3 protein-coding genes are annotated in these 1081 nt (G+C 72.0%); all 3 read right to left on the minus strand.

From position 1 onward, the window contains the following. A partial coding sequence (locus GRX66_RS19220; protein ID WP_201293107.1) for an NAD-binding protein occupies positions 1–175 on the minus strand: 175 nt, incomplete at its 3' end. Then, positions 175–606, minus strand: coding sequence for a DUF5791 family protein (locus GRX66_RS19225; protein ID WP_325064210.1), 432 nt, complete (start codon positions 604–606; stop codon positions 175–177). The genes GRX66_RS19225 and GRX66_RS19220, both read right to left, overlap by 1 nt. 72 nt (positions 607–678) lie before the next feature. Then, on the minus strand, positions 679–1081 hold a 403-nt coding region (locus GRX66_RS19230; RefSeq protein WP_449271484.1), incomplete at its 5' end, for a DUF7286 family protein.

Here is a 1081-nt window from a genome sequence, read left to right on the forward strand (position 1 = left end):
CGGCGAGGGCGTCGGCGTCCGTCACGTCCGCGCGGACGGCGTCGAATCCCGCGTTCCGGATTGCGGACAGCCCCGCGTCCGAGCGCCGGACGCCCACCGGGTCGTGGCCGGCAGCGTCCAGCTGGCGGCCGAGTTCGATGCCGACGTACCCACACCCCAGGACGGCGACGTCCATCAGTACGGGTTCTCGCTGGCGATGTGCCGGTAGATGCGCGCGTACTCCGCGAGCGTCATCGGCTGTCGCCCCTCGATCTTCTGCTGGATCTCCTTCGGATCCAGGTCGCCGTCCAGCCCGCTGGCGAGCGCGTCGACGTCCATCACCGCGGAACTCATCTGGAGCATCAGGTTGTCCCGGACCTCCAGCAGGAGTGCCTCGGCGTCCGGCCGGTCGTCGCTCACCGCGAGCACCGCGGCCGCTTCCTCGACGGTGAACTCCGGCGACCCGCCGTCGAGCAGTTCCTCGAGTCGCGTGTCCTCGACGCCCGTTGCCTCCGCCACGGCGTCCACGCCTGCGGCCTCGACAACGCTGGCGAGTGCCGCTTCGTACTCCGCTCGCACCTCCCCGGGCGTGAGTGCCTCGGGGTCCTGGATTTCGTCGGCTAGCACGACTTCGGCTACGCGCTCGGTGTTCAAGGGGGCTACGCTTGTAGCACCCATCGGCCCGGCGGTCCAGCGCGTTCACCAGCCCGGCGACTGTTCGTCCGCGTCGCCGTCCACGTCACCGACGCCGCGCGGCCCCGCCGGAACCATCACTCCGACGGTCGCATCCACCTCGAACGAGAGGCGCTCGTTGCGGCCGACCCGCTCGGGATTGCCGTCCCCGTCGACGTCGAACGCCACTGGGTCGTCTTCACGAACGTACGCAGGGCCGTCCCCGGGACCGACCGGCGACCCGCCCGCCGCGTGCACGGTGAACTCCGCCCACGACCCCTCGACTGACACCGACCACGCGTTCGCAGTCGCGTACCAGAAGCCCCGGGACGGGCGCCAGCGGCCAGCCCCCGCCGGGACCGCGCCGACGTTACGCCGCGCGAGCCGTTTCGCCGGCGCGCTCCGCTGCCATCGCGCCGGCGTCCGAGAG

Source organism: Halobacterium bonnevillei, assembly GCF_009831555.1.
Taxonomy (GTDB): Archaea; Halobacteriota; Halobacteria; order Halobacteriales; family Halobacteriaceae; genus Halobacterium; species Halobacterium bonnevillei.